A 26,334-nucleotide genomic window follows, 5' to 3' on the forward strand; every position below is an offset into this window, starting at 1 on the left:
GGCCTCCTATTGGGCGTGCTCTTGGAACTCGTCAGATGTCGCGGTTTCGCGCATCGTCGCGTTCGGGTCGTAATTGAGTTCGGGCAGCGTCTTCGAGAGCATCCAGAACGCGAGAGTCGCCGACATGAGCGCCGTGATGTCGGCCATTGACTTGCCGCGAGCCCAGCCCCAGCCGTCGCCGAACACCCGCGTCGCAGCGGCGGCGAGCGCGTCGGTCAGTTCGTGCTGCCCGAGGTGTCGAACGGTCTTGTTATTCACGGCCATGACCAGCGCCGCGGCGCTGACCTTGATGTCTTGCACGGCGATCGGGATCGGTTCGATACCGGCCTCGACCATGAGCGGCACGAGGGCGCCGGTTGTGGTGTGGTCGTAGTAGACGGTGCCGCCGTGATGCGCGACGAGCGTCGCGATCCCCTTGCACGACAACTGATCGTCCCCGCCGCCGCGCGTCGGGTCGCCGTCGATGACCCAGTGCGTGCCAGGCCACGACTCGACGACCTCGACATGCACGAGACCGTCAGGCCGCTGTGCCGCGACGCTGATCGACGCGAACGCCTGTTCGGGCGACACGTCGACGACCCACACGAGGGTTTCGGACATCTCCGACTCGGGGTCCTCGACCGCGTACCAGTCGTCAGCGGGAATCTTCCATTCCTTGCCGCGATCGTCGCCCCACAGGTTGCCGAATGCGCGTAGGAACTCGACGAGCCCGAGAGAGTCGAGCTGCGCCGCGATGCCGTCCTGCGTGATCGTGTAGCCGAGTGCTGGCAGGTTCTCCCACCATGTGAGCGGGTCGAGGGGGTCGGCGTCCTCGGGAAACGAATACTCGATGTACAGCGTTCGAGAGTCGTCGACGCCGGTCGCCCGCATGGCCTCGGCGACCTCGACACGAGCGCGGCCGGCCTCGACCTTCGACCACATGAACGGCGATTTCTTTTTCGACTTGCCGACCGTCGAGAGCCACAGTTTCTGTGAGTCGTGAACGGTGATCATCGTCGGCGACATCGCCGCCTCGACACGGGCGTCCTGGTGAGCAAAGAACTCGTCTCCGACGCCGAGCCCGAGGGTGAGGCCGTGCGCGGCCGTTTCGGTCGGCGCGTCGATCAGCCATTTCGAGCCGTTGACCCATTCGAGACGTTCCTCACCGTGGGAGAGGTTCGGCAGGATTCGGCCCTGGCGGTTCGGGATCAGCAGCCGTCGAAACGGCGATTGATTGATCAGGTAGAACTGTTCGTCGACGAGTTTCTGTTTCGCGGCGCCACGGGTCTGCGCGGTGTAGAGCATGAACTGCCGCTCGCCCCATGTCGTCATGCGGTGCACGCCCCACGGGATGACCAGTGTCGACTTGCCCGACTGGCGAGGGATGACGACGACAATCTCTCGGTACCAGAGCAGGCCGAACGCGTCGACCTCGAACGCCGTTTCGTAGAGTTCAGCTACCCACGGCAACGGCTCCCGGCCGAGCAGCCGAGACACTTGCATGAGTTCGTGGCCCCACGACTCACGGGCCAGGTTGCGCGGCGTTATCCACCGGGGCCGGGTGACCACGTTTGCGGGAGCTCCCGATCGATTCCACGAGGTTTCGAATGGCATCTAGCTCACCGTCCTTCGGGGCACGCTCGCCGAGCAGGTCGACGAGGGCGGTTCGGAAGATTTGGAACTGGGACGGCGTAACGCCGGCCTTGCCGTCCATCGTCCGAGCGATCGCGATCGCAATCTCACGCCGCAGGACGACAACCTTGTCAGCGTCGAACTCGGCGAGAGCATCGCGGGCGGCTGTCTCGATCGGCCCGGGTGTGGGTACGTCAGGGTCATCCGAGGGCTTGAATGTGGGTACGTTTTTCTTTGTGGGTACGCGTACCCTCACCGTGGGTACGCGACCGTCACGGGCGATCTTCGCCGCGCGCTCTCGTTCCTTGTCGGCGGTGTTCTTCGCGGTGCAGCGGTCGCAATGGCAACCCGCCTTGTACCGCCGAGTAGTGCCGTGACGCGGGAGTGCAGCCATTCCCACCACCCCCAAAAGTTGAGCCGCGATCAGCGACGATCTAAGACACTCGAATACCCAGACGGGCACGAGGTCGCGGGCGGTCGGAACGTCGACGGACGGCCCCGCTGTACCCACCCGTACCCACACGAGAAAAAAGGAACGTTTCGGGGAGAGAGAAAAATGGGAAGGGCGGGTGTCCAATCCGCGATGAAATGAAAAAACGTGCACTAACCGAGCGAGGCCTCGCTCAGCGGGATCGGTTGTGCCGATGAGACCCGGTATTCTCAGTAGCTCATAGACCGCTAATTGGATTTTGCGGAAGGTTCCCATCGTGAGCAATGCAGGCGTTGTCGTGAATGAGTCGGAGAGACCAAGAGTGTTGGTACTGACAGATCCGGGCACCGCCATTCATTTCGGGTTTGTAAATGAATTGCCAGGTACTTACCGCTTCATAAATTCGTTTTCTGAAATTGACCCATCAGAATGGGACGGACTCATCACCGATCAGTCGCTCGGCACGGTCATAGAGCTGAATGGTCAGATCCACCCGCATACACGTCGCGCGCCCGACGGCTTGAATATCTTTTTCGTACACCGACCGGGCAAGGCCGAGGCAAACGGTGCTGTGCTTGACTACGCGCTCACACGACGCAGCGCCTCTAAAATCGCGCTGTTGATCCAGCATGCTGCCGGCATTCCGGGAAATAGCGCGATCCGTGTTGACGGTTTGCCCCAGGATTTGCAGAGCCTAGTCCAGACAGTGCTGGTCCCGCGGGTGTCAGCCCGTCCTTATCAATGGGGCCACACGCCAAAAGCCGTCGATATAGAGGATTTCGATTCGGCGACCTATCGTCCATTCCTAATGGGGCCTAAAAACACGGTCTTAGCCGGCAGTTACGTTCGCGCTAAAGGATCGACCGTCTGGATAGTTCCGAACGATCTGCCCGATTTCAAACCGTGGTACGAGATAGCCCTACGCGAGTGGCACGAGGACGACAATGCTCGGTTTCCTGGCCGTCCCAACTGGGCGCACGAAACCGAGTGGATGACAAGCGCCGAAGTTGAAATCACGAAGCTCATCGATAGCGAACGAACTTCGTTCGAGCCACTCCTAACCGCACACGAGATCAGGATTACTGATCTGGAGACGCAGCTTCGTATTTCACGTGAGCGTGGCAATGCATACGAGCGACTTTTGCTTACGGCTCAAGACGATGACCTGCAAGTCGCGGTGTTTAGGGCGCTCGTCGAACTGGGATTTCAAGTGACGGACATGGATGAGATCTGGCCCGTGAAACAACGCCGCGAAGACTTTCGAATCTCAGACGAGGACGAGGTCGGATGGAGTGTGATCGGCGACGCGACCGGCGTCTCGAAAGGCGTGAAAGCCTCGAAGCTCACACTCCTAGCTGGCTACGTTTCCAAGTTTGTATTCGAGAACCGGTCAGAGAGTATCCCGGGCCAGTGGCTACTTGTGAACCATTTCATTGGGCGTGACCCAAACCTGCGCGGCACGCTACTGCGCCCAGATGAATTGGCCCTATTCGCGGCCTCGGACGGTCTCGTGATTGACACGGCGGCCCTATTCGTTCTCCTAACGGCGAGTAAATTGATGGACGATTTGAGTCCGAGAATCAGGTCGTACCTTCGCGATGCCCGGGGCCAACTAAGTTTGGAGGACGCCAAATCCTGGCTTGCTAATGTCTGATCGCGATCAGACATTGAAGCTCGGGGACCCTCGCCGCTAAAGTCCCTACCAATCTCGCGATCTGCGTGTGCGCTTCACCAACAGATCAGTGTTCCCCCGTGTGCTATTGCAGCCGTAGTGAGCTGGCGCGAGGTTGTGTCGGTCCCAGGTACCGCCCTTACTGCGCGGCAACAGGTGATCCATGCTCGGTCCCCTTGGATGCCAACGACGCAAGCCGTTCTCGATCAGCTCGCCGCACAGATGACAGCGCGAGCCAGGCGGGCACACCTCAGCGAGCAACCGCTGCCGCTCGTGACCGCTCGGCTCCGGGTCAGGCCCGTTGTATCTGTTGACCACGGCCGCTCCCCCAAGCTGGCACCCCCTGCGATTAAAGCGGTAGGGGGTGCCCTTTGAAATCCAGCAGGTCGAATTCGATTCGACGATCGCTCCATGTACCGTCAGCAATTGCCATGCTCGCGATGCGCGAATGCAGTGCGCGGTTGAGGTCGGCAATCACCCGCTCTTCGCGTGCCGTGCAGTCCGTAATGTCGGGCACGGGCTGCAACCTCGGGTCGATAGCCCAGTTACTCCGGAGGAGACGAACCGGTATGTTGAACGCTCTCGCGACATCGCGACGAAACCGACGCGTCGAGCGGGCACGAGCGACGCGTTCCCGTAGTTCCTTGAATACCCGCATGGTGCGCCCCGCCCCCTCGTGTCATTGAATGTGGAGCGGCGCAGGGTGTCGACGGTGACCGCGACCTCGCGCGTCAGCCCTGCCTCGATCACCCTGCGCCGCTTGCCCGGTTCCTCGCGCCGGTTCGCGCCCCGTATTGTCACAGTGTCCGGGGTTGCTGCCGTTCGATGCCGTCGTGAACTCGGTCTAAGGGTCGGCGTGTGCCAACGTTCACGAGGTCTTACGTCGAACGGAAACCTTGCGGGCACCCGGTTTACGGGTGCCCGACTTTAGGGCATAGCGCGTATCTCTTGACCGCGATGGAACGTGAGCCCGTCGTCGATCTGCACGAGTTCAACCCTGAAATCGCGCTCGGTGTAGCGGATGACCGCGACGCCGTGCTGCCAGTCCTCGACGATCGGCGCAGGCCGGCCAGTAGCACCGATCGCGCCGTGCACCGAGGGTACGGCGCCGTCTAGGCGGCACAGACAGCCAGGGTTGACGCCGACGCTGCGAATCTTGCCCGCACGGTCCCAAGTCGTACGCGACACCATTTCGAGCCGGTGAGTGTGACCGAACGCACGCGAGATATGCGGCGTTTCGTTCAGGTACTTCTGAGCGGTCGAACCGTTCGAATTGATCTTTGTCCCATGCTCACAACGCAACGTGTCATTGATCCACACATGCGCCGCCGGGTATGCGTCGTGATACGTGATCCCTTGTTCGTCGAGGCGCAACAGGTTCGGCATCGACATGACAGGCCACGTCGACGGCGACTCCCCCTGGCGAATGCCGAACGCCGATCGCGCGTTCGCCTCAACGAAATTCTGAAACCGCTTGTCGTGGTTGCCCTCGATAAAGTCGATGTCGTACGGCGTCGCGGCGCGCAGCTCGCCGCCGAACCGAGTCGTTCGATCAATGGCCGGCTGCGTCGTGTTCGCGAACGCCGCCTCTTGCGCCCACCTGGACTGTTCGGGCAGGTCGATGATGTCGCCCATGACGACCGTTCGGTCGGGCTGTTCGAGCTGCACGACCTGCAACGCGACCGACATCGCCGCCTCGTCATGGAACGGATCGAGCGAGCCGTCCTCGAACAGGCGGTAACCGATCTGCGTGTCAGCCATGAGCACGGCCGTTTTCCACCGGCCACCCGTGCGCGGCGTGATTGTCAACGGCTTAATGACCAGGCGAGGCCCCGGCTGCACGACGGGCCACAACGGGAACGGCTCAGCCGACGCCCTACGCGTCGCCGTGAAGCGGTTCGCGTAGAGCACGGTCAAGTTGTCGTCCTCGGGCACGACGTCGCCCTCGGCGGGCGTACGCGGCCGTGTGCGCTGATCCCAGACCGAGTGACCGAACGTGCACACGAAATCGTCGGGATCGAACCCGTCGGCGCGCAGCTTGTCGAGCCATTCAGACAGCGGAATGATGCGAGCGCCGAGAGCCGACGCGGTGACGTTGCCGCCGCCGTCGACATCGAATGTCTCACGGGCGGGCGTCGACGGCTTGACCGGTTCAACCCGTCGCGCGGGCACGTCCGACGTGTGCGCCAGGTGCCGGCTAATCGATGTCTTACCGACGCCGAGTTCGACCGCCCACGACATCAGCGTGCGCGACCTGTCGACGACAACGCCCGCGGCCTCAGCCTTCACGCATACCGAGCAGACTCTCACCATTGGTCATCCCCTCGTAAGAACTAGGGCCAGCCGGGCCGTGAATGCGCGCTTGCCTAGGTTGTCGACCCACGCCCAAGGACGCCCGACCGGCACAAGCCACGGTCGAGACGTTGAATGGGTTAGCGGGGACGCGGCGGCTCGGAATGGAGCACTTTCGGCGGCTGGCCGTTGTTTCCCCTCAACGCCGATGCTCGCGCGCGAAGGAAGCCGTTAAACGCGAAATGCCCGGCATTCCTGCCGGGCATTTCTTTCGCTCACGAGCAACACTAGCATACGTATTCGCACGTTTCGCATGAAAGTCAAATCGACTTTCGAATACTCACATCTGCTGTCGCATTGAACCCTGTGGACAAAAGTTTGAAACTTGAGAATATTGTCGTACCCCCAATTCGGGGGGTACTGGGCTGCTCTAAATCGCCCAAACCGGTCATGAATCGATGCTTATGCCCCGGAAAGTAGCGCATCTAAGCCACGCAATTTAACAAGAGCGTGTCAACGCACTTCTTGCCCTTTGTGCTGTCGGGCACACCCCGTAGGCTTTGAGACGTACAAGGAACGCCTGATCGAGATGGCCACATAAGACCGTTTCGAGAACCCCCAACAAAAAGACCCGGCTCTTTCGAGTCGGGCCTTCTGCTCATTCAATTCAAACAGTTCAATCAACACAGGAGGCGCGCCAACGCCCCCGCGAAAGGATCATGCATGAACCGCTATAACCATGTAAGCAAGAATTCATACGGCACGCAATCTCTGGCGCCACAGATTTCACGCAAGCTGTGGTTTTTCTACCCCGACCGCCTCGACCGCGTGCGCTCGATCATCTCCGTGCTTCTCGACATCGGGAGGCTTCTCGACAGGGGCATCAGCACAATGCGCGACTTCGGTTTCGTCGTTCCTCACCTCGCGTAGGGTGACCTCAGTAGGCCGGTCGTGCGATCCCCCCGTCGCGTGGTCGGCCTACGACCATCTAGCCTTCGTCACGTACGGCCGGATAGTCGACGCTCGCGCCGCTGTCGAGGACACGACCAAGTACTGCCCGGTAGAAACTCGCCGGGAGCGACCGAGCTGCGGCGTCGGCGTCCGCTGCCCAATACTCGCCGTCATTGCGATAGCTGACCAGCTTGCGCGCTCCCGCGCGCAGAGCATCCGCCAGCTCGCGCGCCTCGGCGTCGAGGTCGTCGACGAACTTCACGACATCGGCCGGCACGGGTGCCACGCCGGACTCCCAGCGCCGCACCTGGCGATCAAGCACGCCGACCCGATCGGCCAGCCAACGGCCACTTACGCCTAGGCGTTCACGCTTGATCTTGAATTCTGCCGCCGTCATTTCAACCCCTCTTCCATGAGTACAGTCTGCCCGCTCGACGCGCGGCCGTAGCGCTGTTGCGCGGCCTGCCTCGTGATGCCGAGAGCGTCACCGACCCACGCCCACGACCTGCCGAGACTCGCCCGCTGCCCGAGCACGGCCGTCTGAATTGCCGAGTCCAGCTCGACGCGTAGCTTGAGCAGAGCGGCTAGTTCGAGTTCGTCGGCATCGGCGACGCGGCGCCCACCCGCCCGGATCATCCGGCCGAGCATCGCGAGGTATTCGGTCGTTTCGACGGCCATTATTCGGCCCCGCCGATCCCGGTTTCGGGTGTCAACTGGCGATTGACACTAATTCGAGGCTTCACGCGGCCCCGAGCGTCCGTGCCCCTCGCGCTCTCGCGAGGGGCACAGGCTCGAACGATCACGCGACGACGCCCAGCTCGGCGAGGCCGTCGCGCAGCGCCTCGGCGTACGTGCGGCCGTCCATCACGTCGGGCTCGACCCATGCGTCGAGGTAGTCGACGACGGTCGGGTAGCGCCGTTCCAGCTCCGTGGCGAGCCAGGACGACACGAGGATAGTCTCGATGCCGTTCGGCAGCTTGTCAGCGGCGAGCATGGAGTCGATCAGTACCGCGTCAGTGCCGCGAGCGAGGATCGCGCGCTTGCGATCCAGCACTGCGGTTGTGGTGGTATTGCTCATGATTTTTTCCTTTCGGATGCGGTGACCTCGCGCCAACCTCTTGGCTCAATCGTAAGACCTAAGTTAGGTCTTACGCAAGTTTTTCCTTCGAACCGGGATACTGAAAATCGAAGCGAACCCCGAACGGGTGCAGCCCCAGCCGACGGCGGTAGACATCTCGGAGCCGCGGCGCCTGCGCGGTGATATCCACCCACCCCTCTGCATTCGCAGGACGCGGCGTCGGCGGTCCCGTGAACGCAATCTCGGGCACGTCAACGTCGGGAATCACCCGACGCTCGCCGTCGCGGGGACCGCCGACGAGTTCCACCTCAGCGGCGCTCATGGCTTGACGACCTCGGCGTGCGAACGGTCGATAGCCTCGACCCACTGTTGAGCGACGGCCGCGACCTGCACGAGTTCCGCGCGCAGCTTCGCCGGGTCATCCTCGGCGAACGCCTCGAACACTTCCTCTATCAAGATGTCGCGCCAGGTCACGTCCCCGCGCGCGGCGGCGCGATCGGTCGCAAGCTTCGCCAGGGTGGCGAGATCTTCGGCCGGATAGGAATAGTGCTCCGTCGTCACGTCGGCCAACGGCTTGCAGCCGGGACCGGTTCCGTTCGGGTGGTTCTGCTCGCCCCACTTTTCGTTCTGCCTGGTGCGCTCGTCGATCACTTCCCAAGCGATACTGATGTTCTTCATGCTGCAATCCCTTTCGGTGTCCAGAGGTCATACGGGAGCTGTTGCGGGCACGGCAACCGCACCGGGTGAATGTCTTCACACACCGGGCAGTCGTCGTCGGGTGACGGGCTCAAGCGGCGCGAGGCCGCAACGCACGAGGCCGGCCACGCCGCTCGCGCGCCTTCTTGTCGGCGGCGAGCAGATCGACCTCGCGCACCCGGTCGAGCACGAACACGATCAGTTCGCGTTCCTCCCACCGGTAGATCGTCGCGAGGTTCTTTCCGACCCGCTCAGCCGCTTCCTTGCGAGTTAGGAACTTCGTTGTCGTCGTCATGCCGCCTTGCCTTCCTTTTTGCTGAAGTTGAGCCAGAGCCCGTCGTCGTCGTAGTCGTGTTTCTCCCAGCCGCACGCCGCACACAGATAGCGGGTATCGCCACCTGCCCGCCGCGGCGGCGTGACCCTGATCGCCCGCATACCGCACGCCGCCACCGGGCACGGCTGAGCTGCGTAATACGCCCGGTCGGCGAGCGGCCAACGGCGAATCGCCCGCTCGATCGTCCACACCCCGGAGTGCTCGGCAGGCGGTAGATCGATGAATGCCGCGCACAACGCCTCGACTTGGCCGGTGTCATTCGCCAGCCCGTCAAGCGACGCGAGGATCGCCCACGTCTCGTCGAGCGCCGCGTCGTGCGCTTCCTCAGCGTCGGCACCAGGCGCGAGCCCGGCGACTCGACTCGTGAACTCGCCGAGCGCGGCATAGTACGACCAACCGCGCAGCGTGCGAATGATGTCGTCGGCCGCGTCGATCAGGTCAGACTGCACCGGGGCCGGCGCCGAGTCACCTCGGCTCCCCGTGACCATCTCGCGATCGTAGACAGCCGCTTTCAACGGGTCAGCCTGCGAACGAATCAACGCGATCACGTCAGGCGCAGCTACGATGTTGCGCTTGACCGCCGCGTAGCAGCGCCCGCAGATCAACGCGCCCTCGCGAGCCTCGGACGGGACACACCCGCGACAGGTCGCACCGACCGTCACGCCGTAGTCGGCGCATGCCGCGAAATGCTCGCCACGATTCATGCACCCACGGATGCACACCCGGCCGCTCACCGACGACCAGCCGGCATAAGGGCGATCAGGACGCCGCCGGAGGCGACAGCAGCCAGGATGAGCCACATGGAGCGCGCCGCGGTGACGCTCGGGCGGGTCGGCAGGGCGGCAATCGCCGGGATGACATCACGGCCGATCAGATACCCCATGAGCACACCGAGGACCGCCAGCAGGACGAACACCACCGTCGACACGATGCGGTCGACACGACGCGACCGGGAGGTGCGCAGCGGGCGGCTCATGCTGCCTGCCCGAAGTCGATAGTGCGTTCCGCGATCCCGCCGAGAGCAGCAACGATCAAGTCATCGAGCATCCGAACGAGCTGCGCGTGCGTTGTCGAATCGTGGTCACCGTCCTGCCTGGGCGGCCATTCCAGATTGATGCGCATTTTGATAAGGCTTTCGCCGAATTCGACATGACCGAGCGACCTGTGGCGACGGGAATGCAGCACCTCGGCCGACCCTGCGGAAAACCCTGTCGCCTTCGCTGTGTCCCTCGATTTGAACGGCAGGACGTGTGCGGCGCTGACCCGCGATTCGGCCCACGACGCATCCCAAACAAGCTTGAGCACCGCACCGGGTCCCGTGTAGTCGTCGATGAGGTGGGTCTGCCCTTGAGCGGTGCAGAACGCCACCCATGCGGCCCGGCGTGCGGCGATAGTTTCATTGGTTTCCATGAGGTGTTCCTGCCTTCGGTTCAAGCGCTGCGAGCACTGCGAGCGCGATTCGGAATTGAGTTGATTCGGAGAGCTGTTCAGGCGGCGGTGCCGCCGCTGGTTTCTTCCGGGATTGGTAGGCGAGCATCCGTCGTTCAACGGGTGTCAGGTGCGCGTGCAGCTCGCGCTCGACCCGCTCGGCGTCGAGGCCGGACAGCCACGCGGTGAACGCCTGGTCGGCGACCGTCTCGACGTAGGCCGTCATGCGGCCTTGATCTTCGAGAACTTCACGGGCGACGGGTGCCGGCCACACTGGCAACTGCCGAGCGCCCGCCGATGACAGTCGAACCGACCGCACTCGCCAGATACGCCGCCGACCTTCTCGCACGTCAACGACCGATCCGACAGCCGGAAGAACGGAACGACCTTGCCGCCCCGCTTGACCTCGATCGTGTCGGGCAGGTCAACGCCGGTCGGCGCGTAGATCATCACCCGCACGTAGTCCGTCGACGCGAATGTGTAGGCGGTATCCATCAGTCAGGCCCCGATCCCGCGAACGTAGGCCGAATCCCGGCGAGCTGTTGGTCGTTCCAGGCGCGATGACGCAGGCGAGCAGTGCCGCAGTTCCGACAGGCTTTGTCGATGCCCTGCGGATGCAAGCGGCAGAACGGTGAGGGCGGCAAGTCCTCTCGAACGGATCGCGAATCGCCACCCCCGGCGCCCTCGGCGTCCCTCCACGCGCCCTCCCCCTCGCTGTATCTCTCGCTCTCCCTCTCTTCTCTCTCTCCCTCCCCAGCCGCGAATGGCTCGCGAGCCGTTCGCGAGGAATCCCGGGCCGGTGCTTCGGGTATTTTCGACGCGCCCGGATGGTCCACACGGGGCCATTCGACGACCTGAAAATACGTGCGAGGCCCGATCTGGTAGAGGTCGAGATACCGGGCGTCGTCCAGCTCGATCAGATGACCGTTGATCGTCGCTTCCGTTACATCCGTGTCGAGGGGCCACAACGCTGCCTTGATCAGGGCCGGATTCGCCGACTCCCGCCCGTGGTCGTCGGCGTACAGCCGCAACCCGATCGCCGTCAGCCTCGTCTGCACCGACAGCGCTAACAGGTCCTCGTTCCGAAACATCTCCGGCAAGAGATCCCGTTTTCTCGTCATGCCCATACCTGGCGATCCCTTTCAACATCGTTTTGATTGCGCGCCCGAGGTCGGCGACCGCGACCCTGAAACACTCGGTGAATCCGCGACCGCCACGCAGCAGGTCGAGGCTTTCGTCGGCCGTCGTGAACGCGTGCTCGAACCACCCGTCAAGCTCAGCGAGCGCGCACAGCTCCCAGTTCGACGGGCAATCGCGCATGAGCACGATCACCTCGCCGCCCGTCGCCATGAGGCCCCGGAGCCGAGACATCTTCCACGCACGCCCGATCTTGAGCACCTGCCGCTCGGGCCAGTAGACGGCGTAAACCATCGATCGTTCCGGCATCGTCACGCGGCCCGTCCCACCTGTCGGCGCGGCGGCGTGCCGCTGTGCCCGCCGTCGTCGTCAAGCCACACGCGGCCGTAGAGCACATGTTCGATCGGGTGTTCGGTCGGGTCCTGCCACGATTCGAGAGCGAAACCGACCATTGCTGCCGAGGTCGGGTTAGCGTGCACCCAGCCGTGGCACCCCGTCGTGCCAGAGCCACACATGAGCACGATGTTCGCGGCACTGTCGGAGCCTCGACGGCTGCGAAACTTGCGATGATGACGCGAGCCGCCCGCCCAGATGATGCGGCCGCATCGCGCGCATCGCTGTTGTTCGCGACGGTCGACGAGAATGTTGAGGCGCAAGAGCGCGGCCCCGAACAGGACGATGCGCCGCGTCGGCTTCGGGTAGGCGGTCACTGGCGGCGCCCCCGCTCGAAGATGACCGACTGCATGTTCTTGTTGACGTTCATCAGCCCGTAGTGCTTGGTCTGCAAAGCCTTCTGCGTGTCCTCGGCGTAGTGATACGCGGCCCGCAGCGCGTCCCAGGCGGCTTGCTCGGGCAGCGCTTCGACATCGGCCATTGCCCGAGCGATCGTCACCCCATAGCTCTTGCCGTGCACCGACAGCGCCGCGTTCCTGCGCTTCGAGTGCGCCCGTTCGGCGGTGTAGCGCTGGTGATTCAGGTTGTTGAGGTAGTCGGCGATTTCGATCATCAGTACTTCGACCTCGTGCATGATGTTCGCGACGGCGCCGGGGTCGTCGGGCCGCTCGCTGACCAGGGCCTCGGCGCGGTCGCGCAGACTGAGCCATGTTTCGGCGAGCTGGCTGACTGTCGGCCCCTCGGTGGTTTCGATCGCGTCGCTCATGCGGCGAGCCTCATTCCTTCGTAGTCATTGCGGGCGATGATCGCGGCCGAGCGCATCGCCCGCTGATTCATGGAGCCGATGCCCCGGCCGCGCCTGGTGTTCTCGGTGTTGTTCACTGGTTCGAGGTGCCATTCGTTGACGCAGAACCGGTATTTGCAGACCGGCCAGACGTGATCGAGGAACAGGCCGTCAGGCACCTCGCCGAACTTGACGATGTACGCGACCCGGTGCGCCCGAACGATGTGCTTGCCGACGCGGAAGTTTCCGTATCCCTCGGAACTCAGCGCGCCCGTCCACACGTCGCACTCGTCGGCGTCGGCCGCGTTGCGGGTGTCGATCTTGGCCGTGAACCGCGCGAGGAACGACTCGTCGTGCCGGTGATCCAAGATCGCTTGCATGACCTCGGCTGACGGCACCGCCGTCCACCGCTGGTCCTCGAAATGGGTCATGCGACTGGTGCGGCCTCGGCGCGCTCGGCGGCGGCACGTTCGGCGATGTGGCGCGCGACGCCTGCCGCTCGCCCCGTCTTGCGTTTGCGCGGCGTTGCCGCCTTGCCGGGCGTGGTCGTCGTTCGGGTCGCCGCCGTCTTCCGCTTCGCCGTCGCGACCGCGGCGACCGCATCGCGCGTCTCTTGCGGGAACCCGGCCAGCGCCGCCCACAGGGCCTCGACCGGGCCGGCACCGCGCAGGCTGGTCGCGTACGCGACGAGCTTGCCCGGGTCGATCGTGGTGCCGGGAGCGCGCGACTGGTGGTCGGCCGAGATTCCGCGCGTCGTGTCGGCCGCGAGAGCCGCGACGATCGCGCGACCCCACGCCGATGTCTCCGCGTTCTGGACCTCGGAGCCGAGGGTGAATTCGGTAGTGCCGGGGAACGGGCACCACCCGGTGCCCTGGCCGGGCCGGGTGTCGTCCGGCGTGCGGAATGCCTCGGCCGTGTAGAGCACGCCGTGCACGCCGTCAACCTCGACGAACGCGATCGCCTTCTGTTGCAGCGAGCCCTCGGGGTGCTTCGTACGGAACTCCCCCAGCCGATCCTTGACGCTGTTGTAGTCCTGATCGAACTCGTTGTTGCTCACGCTTTGGCCTCTTTCCCGGCTGCGATGCGCAGCGACGGCTTGTTCTGAGTCGTGCCCGCGAACCGGGCGTAAATCCGAGGGTGAGCCGCCTGAAATGCGGCCTTGTCGAACGTCGCGCTCGGCTTCGGCGTCGACCAGGAGAGATTGCCGAACGGCGTCGCGGCCGTCACCTTGTCTTTCCCGGCGAGCAGCGCGCGAATTTCGGCGTCGGTCTCGTCGAGGCTCGACTTGGCCGCGTCGAGGATCGCCTTGCGTTCGAGGTAGGTCGCGATCAGCTCGTCGTACTCGGTCGGCTTGTACGGCTCGGCGACCTCGGCGAGGAATTCGAGCGCGAGCGCTTCGAGCACCGCGATCCGCTCTTCGTCGCGCTCGATCCAAAACCACTTCGGCTCCATGTGGGTCGGCACGAAATTCTCGTGTTCCTCCCAAGCGAACAACCACCGCGACTTGCCCGTGACGCGCATTCCCCACTGGCACTGATCGATGTACCGTCGCGGCACGTCGGAGCGCGTCGGCCACGGGTGCATCGTCGTTTTGCACTCGCTCCCGGCGTCTTCGCCGATGCCGTCAGGCGTCGCGAGGAACTTCGGGTTATCGAGCGCAGCGACGACCCACGTCGACGCGGGAATGTCGAACTCGCCGTCGACCCACCCGGCGATGTACACCTCACGAGCACGGCCGTGATCGGTGTACTTGTTCCCTCCGAACCCTCGCGCCTGGCCGAGCTTTTCGGCCTTGAGCCGCGCGCGACCGGCAGCGCCAGCCGAGGCGATCGTCGCGACATCGGTCGCCGTCACACCGCCTGAACGAACGGTCATCCATGCCTGCCGATCCTCCGACTGCACGAGCGGTGTGTATCCGAGTGCGGCGTGCCAGGCGGTCAGGTCGACCCACGGCTCTGTCTCGGCGTCAGGCACCGTCGCGGGAGCGGTCACCACATCCCCGCCCTTCACGCGGCAACCGTCAACGGGAAGTTGACGACCTCGGGAAGGATGGAAAGGTCCGCTGCGTCATACCAGGGGTCGAGCTGATTCGCCACGGCACGCAGCACACGCCCCGCGCCCGTGCCGGTCAAACCGCCCGGGTTGCGCACTTCGACCGTGCCGTCGGTCTTCGCGTCGACGCGCAAGCCGACAGCCATGTCGATGCCGGTGCCGCCGTCCTCGTCGGGGTCGAGAATTTCGAAGGTCCAGCCGTTGTCGAGCCAGCACGGAATCCGGTTCGTCGTCGGCCGCGCCGTGCCCTCGGGACACAGCTCGATCACACGCTGAGACACCCACGCCTCGGCGAGCGTGCCGACGATGCGTGTCGCGCCGAGAGTCGCCCGCATACGGGTGCCCTTCCGAGGCGCGTTCAGAGCGATCAGCGACGGCGCGATGTACTTGGGGATAAATGGTTTCGCCATTGTGTTGCCTTCCTGGTGGTAGAGGTTGGGGGCCGGCTATGCCGGGTCGAGCGGGTCAGTGCCCTTGATGACGATCCACACGGAGACGAGCGCGCCGACGATGGCGAGGCCGAGGATTCCGAGCGGGTCGATGCCGTGCGGCGCTCCACTGAGCGCGGCCAGGATCATGCCGCCACGTCCAAGCGGTCATTGCGACGGCCGAGCAGCAGCTCGCGACGCTCGACGGACTTCGCAGCAGCCGCACGGTTCGCAAGCAGTTGCTTTCGGTCCGTCGCGTCGATGCTCTGCGTCACCGTCGTCACGCCCTGGCTGTCCGTCGTGACGCGTTCGCGGCGCTCATGCTGCCGACTCACGCGACGCGTCACGAGACACGCTCCGGTGTGCGAGCTGTGCGGAACCCGAGCGCGAACACGCGATCGATCATCGGTTTGTCGGCCGTCGTGAACGTGTAGTCGAGGCGGTCGGCGCCGCCTGGCACCTCGTGAATGGGCGGGTGCTCGCCGTGTACGTGCTCGTACTCGTCAACCACGGCCGTTCGGAAGAACGCGAGCGACAGCATGAGGTTGAAATCGCGGTAACCCTGCGCGTACAGGTAGTCACCGAGAGCGATACGGCCCTCGTTGTTGACGTGCTCGGGAGTGAGCAGGCTTGCCTCAATGGGCGTGAGCAGCGGACGCTTGATCGGCGCTGATCGCTTGAAACGGGAAAACAGGCTGAATCTACACATGGCTGTGCCCTTTCATTGGCTCAGAGAGCCCGAGGTTGTCGCGCGCGGTCTACGCGGCGATGGGAAGGTCGCGGGCGTCCAGCTCGGCGTTCTCGCGAGCAATGCGCACGAGTTCCTGAGCTATGAGTGACGCCGCTCGATCGAGCGCTGCCTCACTGGGACGCCCGCTGACCATGGTCAGGCCGCTCTCGGAAGTGAGAGCTGCGCGGCGATGACGGTCGTAACTCGGCCGATCATTTTGGGCGTCATACGACGCTCGCCACGCTCGACCCGAGAGAGGTAAGCTGCCGAGGTTCCGGCCCTCTCTGCTACCTGGTCGAGCGTGAGACCTGCGAGGTTCCGAAGCGCTCGGATTCCCTCGGACGGTGTCGTTGGTGTCGGGGTTGGTGCGGGACTGGTCATGTCGAAAACACTAGCCTCTCTTGTGCATGATGTGCAAGATAGGGGGGTGCTGTTGGTCCCCCCTTGCGACATTATGTCGAAGACAGGTAAACTTTCGACCATGAACGCAAACTCCAATGTCCAAGAAGTCTTTAAAGCTCCTTTCATGGATTGGCAAACGCGGCTGTCATATAGCCAAAAAGTCCGCCCCGCTCGGGTCGCTCAAGGCCTGAGTCAGGACGAGCTAGCGGAAATGGCCGGCGTGTCACGAGGCACCGTAATGAACCTAGAGAGTGGCAAAAGTGCCCCTCAAGCAGACAAACTATGGCGAATACTTTTGGCTCTGGATATTGCACCGGGTAGGGATAACGAATGGCCGGTCTACGTCGAGGAATACCTCCGTCTCATCGCGCCGTTGATCACCGCAATAACGGACGAGAAACGACGCGGTGAGGTCATGGGCAAAGTGATCATGATGCTCGGTGAGGGCGCACAGGGGCAGACCCGTGGCTAAGACGACGAAGCCTGCGCAGTTGAACGCTGTCTTGTACCTACGTCAGTCGACCTACCGTGAGGAATCGATCAGCCTCGAACTCCAAGAGCACGAGGGCCGCGAGTTCGCCAAGCGCCGCGGCTATCGCGTCGTCGCCGTCGAGGCCGACCCCGGAATCTCGGGACGCACCTGGAACCGCCCCGCCGTCCAACGCGTCATGAGCATGATCGACGAGCGCACCGCCGATGTCATCGTGCTTTGGAAATGGTCACGGCTCAGCCGATCCCGCCTCGACTGGGCAGTCGCCGCCGACCGGGTGCAGACTGCCGGTGGCCTGATCGAGTCGGCGACGGAACCGCTCGACACAACGACCTCGACCGGACGTCTGGCGCGAGGGATGCTGACCGAGTTCGCCGCGTTCGAATCCGAGCGCATCGGCGACACTTGGAAAGAGAGCCACGCCCGCCGCATCCGCAACGGACTGCCCGCCACAGGTAAGCCCCGATTTGGTTATACCTACACCCACGACGACGGATTCGAGATAGACGCCGTGAGCGGCCCTGTGCTCGCCGAAATGTACCGGAGGTACATCGCTGGCGAATCCGTCTACTCCCTCGTCCAATGGCTCAACGAGGGCGCGACGAGGCCAAGCGGTGGATACGGCGTGAAGACCGATGGACTATGGAGTGACCGCACCGTGCGCCGCGTCATGGATTCCGGTTTCGCCGCTGGATTCATCAGCTACCACGGCGAACTCCTGCCCGGCGCACACCCGGCGCTCGTCGACCCCGAGCAATGGGAGACGTTCCTCGAAGCCCGCAACCGGCGCCGAGGATACGGCCGAATTGAGCGCTCTCAATACCTACTCTCCGGGCTCGTAAGGTGCCACTGCGGATCGAGCATGACTGCCGGGCAGTTCGGGGCGCAACGCACCCCAAAATTCCGCTGCTCGGCCGCACACCAGAAACGCACCCACGCGGGCGGATACGTCATGGCATCCGTTCTAGAAACCGCCGTGCACGCCGAACTCACTCTGCTCGCCGCCGAACTCAACAAGCGAGCTGCCAAGAAAATCCCAGCACTCCAAAACCAAAAAACCGTGCCGAACGAGCGCGTCAAGATAGAGGCCCAAATCGCGGCCGTGTCGACACGACTCGATAACCTCACGTTGCGCCTGGTTGACTCCGGAATACCTCACGACACGTACACCCGACTTCGCGACGGAATGCTCGCCGACCGTCAACGACTCATTGACACGCTCAGAACGGCGACCGTGGCAGAGCGAGTCATCCCCTTTCAGGTGGTCGCCGACCTGCTCGCGCACTGGTCAGAATTCAAGCTAGAAGCCAAGCGCGAGATACTTCGGTCACTAATTGACCACATCGAGGTTTGGCCCCAGCGCCCTAAATCCCTGATCAAGGTTCACTTTGTCGAAAGGTGAGAACAGGCATCATTCACGAGCGTGATCAGGACCCAGCCGGGCACGTCCCCGGTGTCGTCGTGCCTCGCCGTCCACTGCCTGCGGATGCGCCGCGTCAGGGTATGCATGTTCGTCTCCTCTTCTCGGTGGTCGTCGTGTCGGTGCTTGTCGTGCAGGTGGTGAGGGTGCCAGGGTGCGGTCCAGGTATGCGGTCGAGGCCGGCACGGTCAGAAACCGGCCTGCAGGATGAAGAGGCCGGGGAAGATCGCGAACAGGATCGTCATGGGGAGGATCAGGAATACGAGCGGAAAGAAACAGACATTACGATGTAGCTATGAGAGCTGCGATTTACTGCCGGATTTCCATGGATTCCGCGGGAGAGGGGCTCGGTGTTGAGCGCCAGCGCCAGGACTGCATCGTGAAGGCCGCCAAGCTGGAGTGGGATGTCGCCGGGATTTACGTCGATAACGATGTGAGCGCATCGTCCAAGAAGCCGCGGCCGCAGTTCGAGAGAATGCTAGCGGACGTGCGCTCCGGCGCAATCCAGGCAATCGTCGCGTACTCGATAGACCGGTTGACCCGAAAGCCTATGGAGCTCGAAGGGTTCATCAATATGGCGAATGACCTCAAACTTGAGCTCGCAACTACCACCGGCGAGATTGACTTATCGACCCCCGTCGGCCGGATGATGGCGAGAACCCTCGGGACGATCGCGGGGTACGAGACCGAAGCAATGAGCACAAGGCTGAAGCGCAAATTCCTGCAGAAGGCTCAGGCCGGCGAGCCACACGGATATGCGCCCTACGGATACGCCCGGACCAAGGATTCGGCGGGTATAGGCCAGGACAAAATCCATCCGGAGTATGGGGCCGTCGTCCGAGAAGCAGCCGAACGGATCCTGGCCCTCGAGTCGTTGCGATCCGTCGTCACGGATTTCAACGCCCGCGGGATCCACGGGCCAAAAGCTCCACTCTGGAACTCGACGATCCTCAGACAGATTTTGCTCCGGCCAACCAATGCCGGTCTCCGGCAATACCAAGGCCGAATTATCGGTCAGTCGACCACCGAACCGCTCTATGATCAGGCCACCTACGAACGGCTGGTCGCCCTACTGAAAGACCCGGCGCGACGGTCAAACCATGTCGGCCCGGGGTTCAAGTATCTGTTGTCGGGTCTTGCACTCTGCGGGTTGTGCGGTGGGGTGATGCGCCGGCAGATTGGCAGGACCGTCGTCAGCGAGAAGACCGGTGCAACCAAACGACAGCCGCCGGCGTACAACTGCTCGATCTGTTACAAGGTGAGGAGGCACCAGGAGGCTGTGGACGCCTCTATTGTTGAGCTCGTCGTTGGGCGGCTCGGGATGCCGGATGCGATCGATCTGTTTGCGACCAGTGACAGCGGTGTCGCCGAAAAGGCCCAGTCAGCAATCGACGCCGTCAACGCCAAGGACCTCGTGGTCAGCCAGATGTTCATGGCCGGAGAGATCACGCGGGAGCAACTGCGGAGCATGACGGCAGCCAGCGGCGAGGCTCGAACGAAAGCTCAGCGGATGCTCGATACGGCGCGGCCGTCAACACCTCTTGCCCATCTGACCGGTGGCGACGTTCAACAAAAATGGGATGAGCTGGACATGAGCGCCCAGCGCGATGTGGTGGCCCGACTGCTGACTGTCGTGATCATGACCGCAGGAAGCGGCACCCGGTACAGCGCGGAAGATCTCGTCGTTGTCTGGAATGACTAGGCAGCCTCTAGAGCCCGGTAGGCCGTGGAGCGGCCACACCCCAGCTCGGCAGCGATGGCCGAGACCGCTGTGCCTCGGGCATACATAATCTTGGCCAGCTCGATCTGTGCAGCGGTCAGCGCCCTCGGACGACCACCGATGCGACCGCGGGCTCGGGCAGCGGCGAGACCGGCGCGGGTCCGCTCCACAGTCACTTCCCTCTCCATGGAGGCCAGGCCGGCCAAGAGGGTCAGGAGCAGTCGCCCCGCGGGAGTGGTTGTGTCTACACTCTCTGTGAGCGATCGGAAGCCGACGCCCTTACCCCCCAGTTCCTGGATCAACGCGAGCACATGAAGAGTCGACCGCCTCAGCCTGTCTAGGCGATGTACCAGAAGGACGTCGCCGTCTCTGAGGTAGGCGAGCGCCGCGTCAAGTCCAGGCCTGGTCGTCTTTGTGCCGCTGACTCCGTGATCCTGAAAAATCTTCTCGGCGCCTGCTCCGTTCAAGGCCAGAAGCTGTCCGTCGAGGTTCTGGTCCTCGGTGGAGACTCGTGCGTAGCCGATGATCGACATGTTGCCTTCCCGAATACGTCAACTGGAGCTTCCGGGAATGGAAAGCTACTAGGACGACTTCTGGGATAACCATGCGCGGCGCGTCCGACTTTCGGGCGGCGGTCCCACAACCGGTCGTTTTTGGGACGCTCCGCGCATGCACTCCGTATGACCACCAGAGAGTTTTGGAGTATTCCGGACTTCCGTTTGGGAAATAGGTCGCGACAACCGATATCGGTTGTCCGGCCTATTTTTTTTGCCCGAAAACGATTGCCCTCGCCTCTTCGCGGCCGAGCAATGCCCGGGGTTAGACGCAAAAAAGGCGCACCTGACGCTGCAGGTACGCCGAAGGGACTCGCATTGCGGGTAAGCGGGGTGTGTTGGGAGCTGGCTAGTTCTAGCCGGGCGGTTGTAGACCCTCATCGTTGACGGGAGCGGGCCCGGCGCTCTGCCAGAACGTGCCCGGGAGCTCGCGGTTCTTTGCCGTCACCGCCGTGATCGCGAGTTTGCGCTTGTAGAAGCTCAGCATCTGACGCATGTTCTCGACCACAGAGGCGAGGGCGATCACGATGTACGTGAACGTGTTAACCGTTCCTCGCTGAAACCAACGGTGTCGTCGTCTTCCACGAACAGGTGATGCGCATCTTTGACGAGCTCACCGGCTGCGGGATGGGCCAAGCCGACGTGTTCCGCCGGCACGTCGGCAAATCCGGCGACCTCGCCGAGATCGAAACGTACGTGCGGGAGCAAGCTGCCACCCGCGGGTTCGAGCGCCCGGTCACCGACCGGGCATGGAAGGTTCTGTCCGGGTTTGGCAGTTTCGGCTTCGCCAAAGCCCGTGGGGCGGCGTCCGCCCGGACCTCCTACGAGAGCGCCTGGCTGAAAACGCATCACCCGGCACCCTTCTTCGCCGGGCTCCTCACCCACGACCCGGGCATGTGGCCCAAGGACCTCATCGTCGCCGAAGCCCGCAACCTCGGCGTTCCCGTCCTCGGCCTCGACATCCAGAAGTCAGCGTTGGAATATCGGGTCGAGCAGCAGGGCGACGGGCAGCTCGCCATCCGCCTCGCCCTGCCCGAACTCGCCGGATGCACCGCGACAGAGCGGCAGCGGATCGCAGAGCATCAGCCGTTCTCGTCCCTGCAGGATTTCCGGGACCGGGTGCGGCCGCGCCGGCGCACCTTCGAAGCCCTGGCCCGGGTCGGCGCCCTCGACTCGTTCATCGGCTACGACCGGGCCCGCCGCGGCGACCTGCTCGCCTACATCCAGGGCCTCGGCGGCCGCGCCCTCCCCGTCGGCCCCGACCAGCTCGCCTTCGACATCGAACTGCCACTGCCCGACTTCTACCGGTCGGTCACCGCCCTCGACCTCCGCGGCCGCACCCAAACAGACGTGGAACTCCGAGACCTCGGCCTCGCCGTCAGCCACCACCAAGTGACCCGGTTCTACCCCCTCTTCAAAGAACTCGGGGTCACGCCCGCGTCGGAGCTCGTGAACCTTCCGGGTGGCACCGAGGTCCTCGTCGCCGGGGTCCGCCGGGCCACCCACACGCCCCCGATGCGAAGCGGCAAACGCGTTGTGTTCCTCTCCCTCGACGACGGCACCGGGCCCGTCTCCAACGTGGTGTTCTTCCACGACGCACAGGCGCAGATCGCGGCACCGGTGTTCCGCACCCACTTCGCCCTCATCCGCGGGCGAACCCGTTGCACCGGTGCCCGCGGGGTTTCTCTGACCGGCGAGCAAATGTGGGACCTGCTGGACGTTGCGAGGAAAGTTCGGGCGCGTCAGGCCGCAGAGCGGGAACGGGCGCGGGTTGTAGTCGAGACGGAGGCTGCGGACAACGTCATCTGGCTGTGCAGGCGGAGGGCGTGAGGTTCCGTGCCGTATTCACGGGACGGGCGTTCCTCGAGACCCGCCTGAACGACTGCGTGGCCGAGTTTCGACGTGTACTTCGGGATACTGATGGTGATGTCCATTGCGTTCACATCGAACGTGAGCTCGGTGTTGGCCGATTGGAGTCTGGCCATTTCGTCGATGAGGTCAAGTTGGGCAGACATCGGTCCGGCGTCCTTGTCGTCGGAGACGCTGACGTTTCCGGACGAGAACCGGATGCCTGGAATTCCCGCAGCGACGGCCCGCGCATTCACCCTCTCCACTACCGATCTCAGCTTGGCGGGGTTGGACACCCAGACCTGGAGGATGTAGCCCATGTCGTACCCCTGCACTCCAGGTGTCACTTCGAGGAGCTTCAGTACGGCAAGAGTGTCGAGAGTTACCCCGTAAAACGAGGAAGTGGAAGACAGGGGAAGGCTTGGGTCGTAAGGGTTGTCCTTGGAACCACCCGAGCTCACAGAAAACTTCACGAAACTGAGCGCCGGGTCTGAGGCTAGCTCAAGAAAACGAGAGCGGATGGCTGCGGCGTCATTGGCTTTGGTCACCGCCACGTCCACCGCACTGCACAGGTCGAGACGGGCGCCCGTGACGCGCGAATCGGCGAGAAGATTGCGCGCTTCTGCGACAAGAGCCGCTTGTGGTGTGCACGTTAGCGACCCAGTGGGGTCGTTGTCGCCGACATGGAAATTCAAACTCGTCTTGTCGTCATAGACAGTGAGTTGGAGCTTTTCAGGGTTGGCATAGCGGGCATACACGTCTGCCAGCTGATCTCTGGACGTGGAGATCGAAGTGAAGGATTCGGAGGCGGCCACAGAGGTCACTCGCGGATCGTGGCTGACGGCCAAAGCCCTGTCCACTATCTGCGTGGTCACGTTCCGGTCCTCTTTTATCGCGAAGGAGGCGCTGCGGTAGTCAAGGTCGATATCCACCGTGTCTTGGGGAGCCTTGGCGGAATTGACGCGCCTGAGGTAGTCCGAAGCTTCGACTGCGAACTGGCGTACCTGACTCTCGGTGACGGAATCTCTGAGGGTGGCGGTGACTCTCGGGACGCACCAGCATGTGAACACCTTCGCGCTGCTAACGAGAGGACTGCCCTCAAGCCATGATTTGGCGGAGTTTCCAATAACGGAGCAGGAAGTCAGGAGGCCGATGGCGAGGACGCACAGCAACGCGAACGACGAAAGCTGTCGTCGATACCGCAACTTCACTGCGCCGACCCGTCTCTGGAACAGCGGCCCAACGATGTCTCCCGGTGTCTGATCCACCTATTCATTGCCCTCAGGATGTTGACTGTGCTCACCAAAACCCCCGTTTCGCTAATGACGACTGGTCCCGAAGCGAATCCATACACACCAAAATGCTGAGCACGCTTGAGCAAACCATATTGCTTGCAGAGTCGCGTTTCTCGCCCCAGACCAGGGGGTGTGTGGGCAAGCTCGCCAGCTTTTTGTTAGACGCTCAAGTGCGTTTTTTCGAACTGGCCTCGCTACTCGACAGTCTCCATACCGCCGTGGGAGCGTATCCCCGACGGACTGTGGTTGTTTGGCACTGCGACGAACGCATTCACCGCTACTCTGGCGGCATGCCCTGCCCAGACAGCACTCGCGACGCCAGCCGCGTCGTATTCGCTCTTGTGTCCTCGGCCGACGGTCGAATCTCATGAGGCCCACACCTGCACCGAGGGGCCGCCGAGTCCGGAACTGGATCGGCGTCATCGTCGGGCCCTTCGTCGCCCTGGAGATTCTGCTCCTCGGACTCGATCAGCCAAAACCACTTTTCTACATCCTAGAAGCGGCCATCGTCTTCGGGGCCTGGATCTATATGCTCATCCTTCTGGTTAAGATGCCACGAACCCCACGGAAATAGAGGGCCGCGCCGGTCTCCGGACCGAAGGGAACGGCGTCCGCCCCACCGAGCAAATCCATACCGTGGAAAATGTTCAGTTCTTCGCTGGAACGGTCCCGCGGCGAGAAGCGAAACTCCCCCGCACAGCTTGCCCAAACGGATTTCCCGAACCACCCCACCACACCCAACCCGCGAACGTTTAACATCTTCCGCATCACGACCAGCGCGGACGAAACCGTCACGTTCCTTCGAAGCCGGACTTCCGCTCACTCCGAGGTAGCGATCGGCGAGGGCGCTCCGCAGAGGGCGGCCGTCGGCTGTAACTTCGAGATTGGGGAGTCGGCCGTCGTCCAGTGGGCTGACGGCGGCGGTTGGACTGGCGGCCTGGTTGTTGACGTCGTGCAGATCGTGCAGATCGTGGAGATCGTGGAGATCGTGGAGATCGTGGAGATCGATTCTGACAATGTCCCGCGCATGTAAGAGTCATGCCCACCACACACGACTTGACTCAACTCTCGCTCTTCCGTATCACCACCACCCGCGAGGTGATCCTCCACGCCAGGCACATTGTCACCGGCCGGGCTATGGCCTCGCCGGCCGAGGGCATTCCGTACGCACCATGCGCTGGGGTCCGGCTGGAGTCGGGTACTCCTGCATTGATCGACTTCATCGACGTTGACCGTGCCGTCCACTTCACCGGAGGCATCGTGCTTTCGGTCGAGCAGCTGCCCGGTCCGCCCTTCGAGCCCCTACCGTGATGGACAACGGCCTCGGGCCTCGCCTAATAAACCTTGGGTCCCTCCGCGGGTGGAGCTACACAGCAATCACGGATGCAGAGATCGTCGTCGTCCGAATCTATAAGAACGGCTCTATCAAGATAGGCCGCGGCGTTGCCAGAGGCAGCTCTGGACCGCACCTGACCGCCGACGGTCGAATGTACGCCGTCGACCTCTTTGAGCTTGCCAAAGGCGCCTGTGGCTGGTGGTCCTTCCGTGACCCAGACGACGTGACCGGAGAAGTCGGGACGACCGCCGCTCCCATCCTCTGGATCGACGCCGAGCCGCTTCCAGAAATACGCCCTGAATGGCGGACCTCCTGACCGAGCCAGCCCCGCGCATGAAGCAGGCATGAACCAGCTCACAAGCGCAGACTCGCCCGGCATCTACACGGCTACCGGCGACGGCACCGTCGGCATCATAGAGATCGGCGCCGACGGCCACACGGTTATCGCCTGGTTACTGCACGAGGTCGCCGATGACGACGACAGCTACCCGGAAGACGAGCGGCCCGGCGGCCCCATCAACGACCTCAACCTCACGATCGGCGAGCCCGGCATCCTCCACGGCGCCGGCACCATCGGTGATGCGGAGCTTGGTGTCATTGTCACCATCACAAAACTCAGTCCGCGGGTAGCCTGACCGATATGGAACCCTCGAAGGACAGCGAGCAGGCCAAACTGCCGGTGGGCGATGAAGCGTGGACGGCCGGCGTTGAGTTGCGCGGGGACGAAGTGTGGCTGGGAACGGAAGAGCTTGGGTTGAGTACGGAGGCATGAAGAAGCCCGACCAAGACCCCGCCTGGTCGGGCTTGGTGGTGCTACGCGGCGGTAGTAACGCTGAAGTGAATGCGGCCGGCATCGTCGACATCTGAGCCGATTCCGGCGCTCAGTCCAGCATCTTGGCACCAGTCGGAGACTGCCGTTTCAACAGCGTCTAAGAATGTATCTGCGTCGGCGTTCGAAGCACCTTTCAGCAGCGTAGAAAGGTTGATGGGGTCCTGCCCGAACCCGTCGACGTAGAGGTCGAACGTCGAGCTTGGAGTAGTGAGACCTTCCCGACCCTCGGCGTCACTCTCTTCGAGGTTCGCGAAGGCGCAGATGAGATCGGCTGACCCTGAATCTTCGATCTCGCTGAGGATTGCTGCGTGCACTGTCTCGCTGATTACCTTTGACATATCTTTACTTCCTTTGGCCTTGCAGTTGTGTGTAGCCAGTCTGATTGCGGGTTCGTCACGTGGATGGCGAGTAGCCCTTGTTG

At 63.1% G+C, this 26,334-nt stretch carries 43 protein-coding genes and 1 pseudogene; 12 read left to right on the top strand and 32 right to left on the bottom strand.

The genetic code is table 11. From position 1 onward, the window contains the following. Window positions 1-6: 6 nt before the first annotated feature. Both QN345_RS00530 and QN345_RS00535 read right to left on the bottom strand, forming a co-directional pair. Entirely contained in the window at window positions 7-1,449 is a 1,443-nt protein-coding gene (locus tag QN345_RS00530) for a hypothetical protein (protein ID WP_323508300.1), read from the bottom strand. Between the two features lie 52 nt (window positions 1,450-1,501). Then, window positions 1,502-2,317 (bottom strand): hypothetical protein, encoded by an 816-nt coding sequence (locus tag QN345_RS00535; protein ID WP_323508301.1) that lies wholly within the window; start codon window positions 2,315-2,317, stop codon window positions 1,502-1,504. A 1-nt stretch (window position 2,318) separates the two neighbouring features. Between QN345_RS00535 and QN345_RS00540 the strand changes: the two genes are divergently transcribed. Continuing rightward, window positions 2,319-3,695 carry a hypothetical protein gene (locus QN345_RS00540; protein ID WP_323508302.1) on the top strand — a complete coding sequence of 459 codons (1,377 nt, stop codon included), beginning with the start codon at window positions 2,319-2,321 and terminating at the stop codon, window positions 3,693-3,695. 45 nt (window positions 3,696-3,740) lie between these two features. On the opposite strand, the gene QN345_RS20485 is transcribed toward QN345_RS00540, so the two are convergent. From QN345_RS20485 to QN345_RS00550, 3 genes are all read right to left on the bottom strand, one after another. Beyond that, window positions 3,741-4,031, bottom strand: a complete 291-nt coding sequence (locus QN345_RS20485) for an HNH endonuclease (RefSeq protein WP_416347644.1) — start codon at window positions 4,029-4,031, stop codon at window positions 3,741-3,743. 31 nt (window positions 4,032-4,062) lie between these two features. Then, a complete protein-coding gene (locus tag QN345_RS00545; protein ID WP_323508303.1) occupies window positions 4,063-4,230 on the bottom strand; it encodes a hypothetical protein in 168 nt (55 codons plus the stop codon). Between the two features lie 410 nt (window positions 4,231-4,640). After that, window positions 4,641-6,002 (bottom strand): hypothetical protein, encoded by a 1,362-nt coding sequence (locus QN345_RS00550; protein WP_323508304.1) that lies wholly within the window; start codon window positions 6,000-6,002, stop codon window positions 4,641-4,643. Window positions 6,003-6,728: 726 nt separating this feature from the next. Here QN345_RS00550 and QN345_RS00555 point away from each other — a divergent pair. After that, window positions 6,729-6,935 (top strand): hypothetical protein, encoded by a 207-nt coding sequence (locus tag QN345_RS00555; RefSeq protein ID WP_323508305.1) that lies wholly within the window; start codon window positions 6,729-6,731, stop codon window positions 6,933-6,935. Window positions 6,936-6,993: 58 nt separating this feature from the next. On the opposite strand, the gene QN345_RS00560 is transcribed toward QN345_RS00555, so the two are convergent. From QN345_RS00560 to QN345_RS20490, 22 genes are all read right to left on the bottom strand, one after another. Next, window positions 6,994-7,353, bottom strand: coding sequence for a hypothetical protein (locus tag QN345_RS00560; RefSeq protein ID WP_323508306.1), 360 nt, complete (start codon window positions 7,351-7,353; stop codon window positions 6,994-6,996). Then, complete coding sequence (locus QN345_RS00565; protein ID WP_323508307.1) at window positions 7,350-7,634, bottom strand: hypothetical protein; 285 nt, start codon at window positions 7,632-7,634, stop codon at window positions 7,350-7,352. Before QN345_RS00565 ends, QN345_RS00560 begins: the two co-directional genes overlap by 4 nt. Window positions 7,635-7,755: 121 nt before the next feature. Next, window positions 7,756-8,034 (bottom strand): hypothetical protein, encoded by a 279-nt coding sequence (locus tag QN345_RS00570; RefSeq protein ID WP_323508308.1) that lies wholly within the window; start codon window positions 8,032-8,034, stop codon window positions 7,756-7,758. Window positions 8,035-8,104: 70 nt separating this feature from the next. Continuing rightward, window positions 8,105-8,356 carry a hypothetical protein gene (locus QN345_RS00575; protein WP_323508309.1) on the bottom strand — a complete coding sequence of 84 codons (252 nt, stop codon included), beginning with the start codon at window positions 8,354-8,356 and terminating at the stop codon, window positions 8,105-8,107. Continuing rightward, the gene (locus QN345_RS00580) at window positions 8,353-8,712 is read right to left on the bottom strand and encodes a hypothetical protein (protein WP_323508310.1); all 360 of its coding nucleotides are present in this window, start codon (window positions 8,710-8,712) and stop codon (window positions 8,353-8,355) included. Before QN345_RS00580 ends, QN345_RS00575 begins: the two co-directional genes overlap by 4 nt. Window positions 8,713-8,821: 109 nt before the next feature. Next, entirely contained in the window at window positions 8,822-9,025 is a 204-nt protein-coding gene (locus tag QN345_RS00585) for a hypothetical protein (RefSeq protein WP_323508311.1), read from the bottom strand. After that, window positions 9,022-9,768: a hypothetical protein gene (locus QN345_RS00590; protein ID WP_323508312.1), complete on the bottom strand. Its 747-nt coding sequence runs from the start codon at window positions 9,766-9,768 to the stop codon at window positions 9,022-9,024. The genes QN345_RS00585 and QN345_RS00590 overlap by 4 nt, the downstream gene beginning before the upstream one ends. Before the next feature lie 26 nt (window positions 9,769-9,794). Beyond that, window positions 9,795-10,040 carry a hypothetical protein gene (locus QN345_RS00595; RefSeq protein ID WP_323508313.1) on the bottom strand — a complete coding sequence of 82 codons (246 nt, stop codon included), beginning with the start codon at window positions 10,038-10,040 and terminating at the stop codon, window positions 9,795-9,797. After that, window positions 10,037-10,474, bottom strand: a complete 438-nt coding sequence (locus QN345_RS00600) for a hypothetical protein (protein ID WP_323508314.1) — start codon at window positions 10,472-10,474, stop codon at window positions 10,037-10,039. The genes QN345_RS00595 and QN345_RS00600 overlap by 4 nt, the downstream gene beginning before the upstream one ends. Continuing rightward, complete coding sequence (locus tag QN345_RS00605; RefSeq protein WP_323508315.1) at window positions 10,461-10,718, bottom strand: hypothetical protein; 258 nt, start codon at window positions 10,716-10,718, stop codon at window positions 10,461-10,463. Before QN345_RS00605 ends, QN345_RS00600 begins: the two co-directional genes overlap by 14 nt. After that, window positions 10,715-10,987, bottom strand: a complete 273-nt coding sequence (locus tag QN345_RS00610; protein WP_323508316.1) for a hypothetical protein — start codon at window positions 10,985-10,987, stop codon at window positions 10,715-10,717. The genes QN345_RS00605 and QN345_RS00610 overlap by 4 nt, the downstream gene beginning before the upstream one ends. Continuing rightward, entirely contained in the window at window positions 10,987-11,613 is a 627-nt protein-coding gene (locus QN345_RS00615) for a hypothetical protein (RefSeq protein ID WP_323508317.1), read from the bottom strand. The genes QN345_RS00610 and QN345_RS00615 overlap by 1 nt, the downstream gene beginning before the upstream one ends. 327 nt (window positions 11,614-11,940) lie before the next feature. Continuing rightward, window positions 11,941-12,339 carry a hypothetical protein gene (locus tag QN345_RS00620; RefSeq protein WP_323508318.1) on the bottom strand — a complete coding sequence of 133 codons (399 nt, stop codon included), beginning with the start codon at window positions 12,337-12,339 and terminating at the stop codon, window positions 11,941-11,943. Further along, entirely contained in the window at window positions 12,336-12,788 is a 453-nt protein-coding gene (locus tag QN345_RS00625) for a hypothetical protein (protein WP_323508319.1), read from the bottom strand. The genes QN345_RS00620 and QN345_RS00625 overlap by 4 nt, the downstream gene beginning before the upstream one ends. Further along, complete coding sequence (locus tag QN345_RS00630) at window positions 12,785-13,237, bottom strand: hypothetical protein (RefSeq protein ID WP_323508320.1); 453 nt, start codon at window positions 13,235-13,237, stop codon at window positions 12,785-12,787. Before QN345_RS00630 ends, QN345_RS00625 begins: the two co-directional genes overlap by 4 nt. Further along, the gene (locus QN345_RS00635; RefSeq protein WP_323508321.1) at window positions 13,234-13,863 is read right to left on the bottom strand and encodes a hypothetical protein; all 630 of its coding nucleotides are present in this window, start codon (window positions 13,861-13,863) and stop codon (window positions 13,234-13,236) included. The genes QN345_RS00630 and QN345_RS00635 overlap by 4 nt, the downstream gene beginning before the upstream one ends. After that, on the bottom strand, window positions 13,860-14,816 hold the full coding sequence (locus QN345_RS00640; RefSeq protein ID WP_323508322.1) for a YqaJ viral recombinase family protein: 957 nt from the start codon (window positions 14,814-14,816) through the stop codon (window positions 13,860-13,862). Before QN345_RS00640 ends, QN345_RS00635 begins: the two co-directional genes overlap by 4 nt. After that, window positions 14,813-15,268 (bottom strand): hypothetical protein, encoded by a 456-nt coding sequence (locus QN345_RS00645; protein ID WP_323508323.1) that lies wholly within the window; start codon window positions 15,266-15,268, stop codon window positions 14,813-14,815. The genes QN345_RS00640 and QN345_RS00645 overlap by 4 nt, the downstream gene beginning before the upstream one ends. Before the next feature lie 36 nt (window positions 15,269-15,304). Beyond that, entirely contained in the window at window positions 15,305-15,436 is a 132-nt protein-coding gene (locus QN345_RS00650; RefSeq protein WP_323508324.1) for a hypothetical protein, read from the bottom strand. After that, window positions 15,433-15,633 carry a hypothetical protein gene (locus tag QN345_RS00655; protein WP_323508325.1) on the bottom strand — a complete coding sequence of 67 codons (201 nt, stop codon included), beginning with the start codon at window positions 15,631-15,633 and terminating at the stop codon, window positions 15,433-15,435. Before QN345_RS00655 ends, QN345_RS00650 begins: the two co-directional genes overlap by 4 nt. Continuing rightward, window positions 15,630-15,995, bottom strand: coding sequence for a hypothetical protein (locus QN345_RS00660; protein ID WP_323508326.1), 366 nt, complete (start codon window positions 15,993-15,995; stop codon window positions 15,630-15,632). The genes QN345_RS00655 and QN345_RS00660 overlap by 4 nt, the downstream gene beginning before the upstream one ends. 177 nt (window positions 15,996-16,172) lie before the next feature. After that, entirely contained in the window at window positions 16,173-16,544 is a 372-nt protein-coding gene (locus QN345_RS20490; protein WP_416347645.1) for a helix-turn-helix domain-containing protein, read from the bottom strand. Between QN345_RS20490 and QN345_RS00665 the strand changes: the two genes are divergently transcribed. Beyond that, the gene (locus tag QN345_RS00665) at window positions 16,498-16,890 is read left to right on the top strand and encodes a helix-turn-helix transcriptional regulator (protein ID WP_323508327.1); all 393 of its coding nucleotides are present in this window, start codon (window positions 16,498-16,500) and stop codon (window positions 16,888-16,890) included. The genes QN345_RS20490 and QN345_RS00665 overlap by 47 nt on opposite strands. A gap of 19 nt (window positions 16,891-16,909) precedes the next feature. Continuing rightward, the gene (locus QN345_RS00670) at window positions 16,910-18,310 is read left to right on the top strand and encodes a recombinase family protein (RefSeq protein ID WP_323508328.1); all 1,401 of its coding nucleotides are present in this window, start codon (window positions 16,910-16,912) and stop codon (window positions 18,308-18,310) included. Here QN345_RS00670 and QN345_RS00675 read toward each other — a convergent pair. Then, on the bottom strand, window positions 18,292-18,417 hold the full coding sequence (locus QN345_RS00675) for a hypothetical protein (RefSeq protein WP_323508329.1): 126 nt from the start codon (window positions 18,415-18,417) through the stop codon (window positions 18,292-18,294). The genes QN345_RS00670 and QN345_RS00675 overlap by 19 nt on opposite strands. Before the next feature lie 206 nt (window positions 18,418-18,623). Here QN345_RS00675 and QN345_RS00680 point away from each other — a divergent pair, with 206 nt between their 5' ends. Then, the gene (locus tag QN345_RS00680) at window positions 18,624-20,030 is read left to right on the top strand and encodes a recombinase family protein (RefSeq protein ID WP_323508330.1); all 1,407 of its coding nucleotides are present in this window, start codon (window positions 18,624-18,626) and stop codon (window positions 20,028-20,030) included. Here the strand turns inward: QN345_RS00680 and QN345_RS00685 are convergent. Together QN345_RS00685 and QN345_RS00690 are read right to left on the bottom strand one after the other, a co-directional pair. Next, complete coding sequence (locus tag QN345_RS00685; RefSeq protein WP_323508331.1) at window positions 20,027-20,581, bottom strand: recombinase family protein; 555 nt, start codon at window positions 20,579-20,581, stop codon at window positions 20,027-20,029. The two genes, QN345_RS00680 and QN345_RS00685, sit on opposite strands and share 4 nt — an antisense overlap. Window positions 20,582-20,957: 376 nt before the next feature. Next, on the bottom strand, window positions 20,958-21,128 hold the full coding sequence (locus QN345_RS00690) for a hypothetical protein (RefSeq protein WP_323508332.1): 171 nt from the start codon (window positions 21,126-21,128) through the stop codon (window positions 20,958-20,960). 35 nt (window positions 21,129-21,163) lie between these two features. On the opposite strand from QN345_RS00690, the pseudogene QN345_RS00695 reads away from it, so the two are divergent. Next, a pseudogene (locus QN345_RS00695) lies at window positions 21,164-21,280 on the top strand (hypothetical protein); the annotation flags it as partial. Window positions 21,281-21,298: 18 nt separating this feature from the next. After that, window positions 21,299-22,432: a hypothetical protein gene (locus QN345_RS00700; RefSeq protein WP_416347646.1), complete on the top strand. Its 1,134-nt coding sequence runs from the start codon at window positions 21,299-21,301 to the stop codon at window positions 22,430-22,432. Here the strand turns inward: QN345_RS00700 and QN345_RS00705 are convergent. Beyond that, complete coding sequence (locus QN345_RS00705) at window positions 22,345-23,718, bottom strand: hypothetical protein (RefSeq protein WP_323508333.1); 1,374 nt, start codon at window positions 23,716-23,718, stop codon at window positions 22,345-22,347. The genes QN345_RS00700 and QN345_RS00705 overlap by 88 nt on opposite strands. A gap of 670 nt (window positions 23,719-24,388) precedes the next feature. Between QN345_RS00705 and QN345_RS00710 the strand changes: the two genes are divergently transcribed. From QN345_RS00710 to QN345_RS00730, 5 genes are read left to right on the top strand one after another with little or no spacing between them, the layout of a single operon-like run. After that, window positions 24,389-24,778: a hypothetical protein gene (locus QN345_RS00710; RefSeq protein ID WP_323508334.1), complete on the top strand. Its 390-nt coding sequence runs from the start codon at window positions 24,389-24,391 to the stop codon at window positions 24,776-24,778. 5 nt (window positions 24,779-24,783) lie between these two features. After that, entirely contained in the window at window positions 24,784-25,056 is a 273-nt protein-coding gene (locus QN345_RS00715) for a hypothetical protein (RefSeq protein ID WP_323508335.1), read from the top strand. After that, window positions 25,056-25,397: a hypothetical protein gene (locus tag QN345_RS00720; protein WP_323508336.1), complete on the top strand. Its 342-nt coding sequence runs from the start codon at window positions 25,056-25,058 to the stop codon at window positions 25,395-25,397. The genes QN345_RS00715 and QN345_RS00720 overlap by 1 nt, the downstream gene beginning before the upstream one ends. Window positions 25,398-25,425: 28 nt before the next feature. After that, the gene (locus QN345_RS00725) at window positions 25,426-25,716 is read left to right on the top strand and encodes a hypothetical protein (protein ID WP_323508337.1); all 291 of its coding nucleotides are present in this window, start codon (window positions 25,426-25,428) and stop codon (window positions 25,714-25,716) included. A gap of 5 nt (window positions 25,717-25,721) precedes the next feature. Then, complete coding sequence (locus QN345_RS00730) at window positions 25,722-25,853, top strand: hypothetical protein (RefSeq protein WP_323508338.1); 132 nt, start codon at window positions 25,722-25,724, stop codon at window positions 25,851-25,853. 41 nt (window positions 25,854-25,894) lie between these two features. Here the strand turns inward: QN345_RS00730 and QN345_RS00735 are convergent, their stop codons facing one another. Continuing rightward, window positions 25,895-26,251, bottom strand: a complete 357-nt coding sequence (locus tag QN345_RS00735) for a hypothetical protein (protein WP_323508339.1) — start codon at window positions 26,249-26,251, stop codon at window positions 25,895-25,897. Window positions 26,252-26,334 lie beyond the last annotated feature (83 nt).

Origin of the sequence: Cryobacterium sp. 10I1 (genome assembly GCF_035019805.1) — a bacterium.
Lineage (GTDB): Bacteria > Actinomycetota > Actinomycetes > Actinomycetales > Microbacteriaceae > Cryobacterium > Cryobacterium glucosi.